Here is a 4,854-nt window from a genome sequence, read left to right as displayed (position 1 = left end):
GAATTTATGACTGAAGCGATTCGCGCCTCTAGGAAAGGCAGTACTTCTCCTTCTCTGCTGCCCCAGGAGAGTCCTCCCACAGAATCAATGCCACTGGCTGCTTGACAATCCCCCCCTGAACGCTTACTATTGAGCGGATACCTCATTATTTAACTTAGTTACTTTTTTCTCCCGCGCTTTTTGCTCTGTCTTAGTCTCCTCAAACAATAAACCCTGATTTTCCAGATTATAAAGTTCCCCTTGTAATTGACGTAATACCATTTTTCTTTATTCGCGTCACAACGAATGCAGGCTTGGCAAGCATTCGAGCGTGGATGTCTGTCATGGATTTAGAAATTTGGTATAACTTCACCTTCTTAGGATCACTAATTAATAAATTAGCACTAAACCCAGCCTTAATCTTAGCAATCAGCGTTTCCATCTCCCTCTTTTGTTCCTTATTTTCCGCATTGCGATAAGTCTGTACCGCATTGCGATATTCCTCAATACTAAACTTCTGCTTCTGTAAAACCTGTTTAACATCCACATCCAAAGCAAAGCGACTAATCAAAGAATTACCACACTTGATATTAATATCAATATTTGGCAAAGTTTCTAAATTGCCATCCTCGCGATAATAAGCATTCTTTAAAAGCTCAATCCATAACCGCAACTGACAAATCGTCACGGAATTAGGATTAATATCCACCCCAAATAAACACCCTTCAATAATCGTTTGCTTCTCATGAAATAAGGCTTGCTGTACCCAGTGCTTTTCTTTATTATTCGGATGATAAGCAAATAAACTACCCTCATCATCGTAAACCAATAACTTATCATTTCGCACCTCTACCCGATAATCTTTTAAGGACTTACCCGAACTATCTAATAAAACCCGTAACTCACTCTTAATCGCAATTATCTCATTCAAAGCCGAAACTAAAAAATGTCCCGAACCCACCGCCGGATCGCAAATCTTCAGGCTATTAATAATAGTATTCGCCTCTTTTTTATCCTCAATTCGTTCATATAAATCATCTAAAGTTTGACAATTCCAGCCTTTTACTTCATTAAACTTCTGCACGATCGCTCTTCGTATCGTTTCCCGACACATATACATGGTAATCAAACTCGGCGTATAAAAAGAACCATCCTTATAACCATTAATCTTTTCAAAAATTAACCCCAACACCGAAGCATTAATTAACTTTTCGCTATCTTCTTGAGGATTTTCTAACTCATCTCGATCAAACTTATAAGCATCCAAAAACTCAAACAAATAAGCCAACGCATTTAACTCACCTACTCGCTTATTACCCTGATTATCTTTTAGCACCGTACCTGCAAAAATGGGTAAAGTTCGCTCCCGCAAATTGCCAATAAAAATCGTTTGCTGTTCTGTCTACGTTGGTTCAAATAGCGAACTATTTAAATAAGGTACATGAGCAAAAATCGTTTTAACCTTAGCCTCGCGCTTATTTTTCTCCTTGGCTAACACATCAAAAAACAAACTATCGAGATCACTATAACTGGGAACTTTCGCCAAATTGAGAAAAGCAAAATCTTGATCGCCTTGATGATATTTAATAGACCTCTTGCAAAAGTCTTAAGTCGATCCTTGTACAGCAACATTTTTGAAGATTATCAACTACTAATAAATAATTAACTGAAAGTCCCTCCCATTATTGTTTCTATCGTTTGTTTTCGGATTTATGCAAGAGGTCTAATTAACTGCGCTTCCAATAATTTGAGAAACAAAACCCGATTAATCCAATTAATTGATAACCGCAACGCCATATTATAAAGCCGTTCCTCATCCGTAGTTCCAAACTCTTCAGGATTTTTTAATTGTGCAATTTTATCTAGACTATCCAACCGACTAATCGCATTTTCAATCAGGGAACCATCACAGCGATCGCATTCTTTCATTCGTCCGATTAACTTCTTCCCTTTATCCTTAATTTCCGTCAAACCAATAATATACAAAAGCTCATTATAAAAAGGCTTATTTAAAGTATTACTGTCATTAACAAAAGGTAACTTAAGTAAATGTTCTGGCGAAAGAATCTTGTAAATATCAAGCAAATCTAAATTTTCCAGTTCTTGCAGATCAAAATGAGTAAACTTAATTTGCTCAATAACTTTAGTGATCGCTGGTTCGGCAATTTGTTGATAGAAAAAATCCGTTTTTGTACTACTCAGTCTCCCTTCTTAAAAATCGCAAAACTGGTTAACTAGAGCCTTATTAGCAAAAAACAAATCCTCAAAAATCTTGCCATCGAAAATAAACCACTCATAAATGTTTGTCACGATCAAGTGTTTAATCTCAAGATTTTTATCCGTCACCCTTTCGCGGAGAAAATATAAAATTAACTGCTGAAAAGCCTTAGTATTGAGATTATCCAGTCTTGGCATTTCTGCATTTATTGTCCGAGTAGGTTTCTTCGTCTCAAAAATGACCCCCACTGGACTTTTAACATCCTGGTTATTATGAATCACTAGATCAATGCGCTCTTTTGTATTGATAAAATAGCGATCGGTATAATAGGTATTTTTTAAAAAATCTATCAGTAAATTTTTATTAAACTCTTCCGACTTTTTGCTGTCACATTGCTCCAATAAGCGCGTCAAATTAGCTTGAAAAACCTGAATTGTTTCAGTATCAGGCTTGATTTTCAAGTACACCCGATTTAAGGTTTGCTTGAGTTCTCGCTTATTGACGATCATAAAAGTTTACCTCTAGGGAAACTACCGACTAATCTTAATTATAGCATTGCCAAATGATCGGTTAAAATAGAAGGATAAAAGTTGCAATCGAGGTCAATCTGTCGAAGCCAAGAATTTCTAACAGCAATGGGGAAAGAATCCACCGTTAAGCTACGCTGTGACGGGGGGAGTATGTCACTGTTGCAATGCTTTTAAGAAGCGTCCCATCGTGGCAAATAAACCCGACTTCTTGGCTTTATTAGCAGGATTAGAACTATCCTCATGATTATTACTAGAAGCTTTCAGAATCAGATTTTCTAAAGCTTCGCCCATGGGTTTAGTGGATTGTTCGGAAATTAACTCGTAACCGTCTTCTTTTTCGAGCCAAACTTGCCACAAAGAAGGATAGGAGCGATAAACGATCGCTGATTCCAAGGGACGAAAATAATAACAACTTTCTAGGATACTTAAAAATCTTTCTCGCAATTGTCGAGCTGCGTAACCGATACCCACCACCGATACATCTTCTAATTGAGGAATCAGAAGAACTACCGGGCGATCTTCGGCAAGGTAACAGAGTTTTTCTACGGAATTAATCTCCACCGAGGAGGGACAAACAACTAAAAAAGCTTCATCTTCGGGCTTAATTTTGTTTTCGACGGGAATAAAACGACTACCTAAATCTCCCAGTTGAAAAACTGTTTCTCCCCAATCCCGTCGAGCTAACATGGCGGCTCCAGTATCGGGAAAAATTACCCTTAAACCAGAACCATAACTGTCAAAAATAGAGGTAAAATCAAGGGCTAAAGCTTGCGCTTGTAGAGCAATTTCTGGGATAACTAATTCCACTTGTATGCGTCTAGCTCCCGATTCTAGAGCCAGTTGGGTGGCGGCTTTCGCTTGCAGGATCGTTTCTTCTAGGGAATTGGGTAGGGTCATTTCAGTTATCAGTTATCAGTTATCAGTGAGCAGTTATCAGTGACTACCTCTGGTCGTCGGTGGCTTAAAATCAGAAAGATTTTAATTTTTATAAAAGGTAGGGTTGATTCATGAATGAACCCTACGTCCTGTAGGGGCGAAGCATTCGGGCAATAACCTATCGGTGAAACCGTAGATTTTCTATCCGAATGCTTCGCCCGTACTTTTTGCCGCAAACCCTACTTAAGTTTAGATGAAGTATGACGATATCTGGCATCATCCCCAGCATTAAGATAAATCCTATAAAATACCTTTAGTTTTTAAGAAGAAAGTCGGTAATCGGGGAAAAGGTGAGGAGAGAAAGCTTAGGAAAGTTGATAGGAGCCGTGACGTTGGGCATAATAACCGAGAATTGCCGTGACCAGAGGGCGATCGCTTTCCTGAAAAGTCTCGGTATAGTTAATTTCTAGACTACTGATCTGACTTTGGTGATAATCGAATTGTTGGAACTGCTGGGGGGTGAGATGGGTTTCCACACCTTGAACCTGTTGTAAATGGCTGGCTAATTCTCGATAGATAGCCAAGGGCATTCGCGGATAAATAATAGTTTGTTTTTGTTGAATAGCAATCGATCGCACGGGTTTTATTCTCCTGATTCGGGAATATTATAACTGATCGAGGCCTGCGGTGCGGTGGCGGGTTCGGGGACACCATCCCCTAGGCGACGGGTAATAGTTTGACCGTATTGTTCTAAGACAATAGAGGGGTTATCGGGATTAGTATTGATCGCTTTAACTAAAATTAAACCATTAGAGAGGGTAGAACCGGGGATAACTCGACGTTCCGTGGCTTCTCCGGGGGCTTTCACGATCGCCATAGGAGTGGTAGGCAACCGGAGAATGCCCGATACTTGCACTTCTTCCGCTTCCGTCGGTTGCGGTGGTGGTGGCGGCCCTTTCACTATCGGTGGTCTGGGGGTGGGAGGATTGCCCATTGGTGCGGGTGCGGTGGCCACCGGAGTCCCAGCCGGGGGTTCTTCCGCCACTGTGATTGTAATATTTGGTTGTACGGGAAAGGGGGCAAAGGGATCCCTGCGACCGCGATTAATTTCTGCCCGTTTTTGGTCGGGATCGGTGGCGGGAATCAATCCAGGTATCCTGGGGGTGGCTGGTTCGGTAGCCGGTTGCCTAGGATCTGTCTCTTACACACATCTGACGCGGCCGACGAATGAGACGGTGTAGAGCTCATTTT

Annotated in this window: 2 protein-coding genes and 2 pseudogenes; all 4 read right to left on the bottom strand. The window is 40.5% G+C overall.

Annotation, left to right across the window (positions count from 1 at the left end; translation table 11 throughout):
* Positions 1 to 138 precede the first annotated feature (138 nt).
* Positions 139 to 2,706 (bottom strand): annotated as a pseudogene (locus tag IQ224_RS25155) (DNA methyltransferase); the annotation flags it as partial.
* 174 nt (positions 2,707 to 2,880) lie between these two features.
* Positions 2,881 to 3,624 carry a DUF1995 family protein gene (locus IQ224_RS21635; protein WP_194033481.1) on the bottom strand — a complete coding sequence of 248 codons (744 nt, stop codon included), beginning with the start codon at positions 3,622 to 3,624 and terminating at the stop codon, positions 2,881 to 2,883.
* Between the two features lie 344 nt (positions 3,625 to 3,968).
* Positions 3,969 to 4,241, bottom strand: a complete 273-nt coding sequence (locus IQ224_RS21630; protein WP_194033480.1) for a hypothetical protein — start codon at positions 4,239 to 4,241, stop codon at positions 3,969 to 3,971.
* Between the two features lie 5 nt (positions 4,242 to 4,246).
* Positions 4,247 to 4,801 (bottom strand): annotated as a pseudogene (locus tag IQ224_RS21625) (hypothetical protein); the annotation flags it as partial.
* Between the last annotated feature and the right edge of the window lie 53 nt (positions 4,802 to 4,854).

It is taken from the genome of Microcystis sp. LEGE 00066, assembly GCF_015207925.1.
Classification (GTDB): domain Bacteria; phylum Cyanobacteriota; class Cyanobacteriia; order Cyanobacteriales; family Microcystaceae; genus Microcystis; species Microcystis ichthyoblabe_A.
The sequence above is the reverse complement of the archived record's forward strand: the minus strand, read 5'-3'. Positions and strand labels throughout refer to the sequence as shown.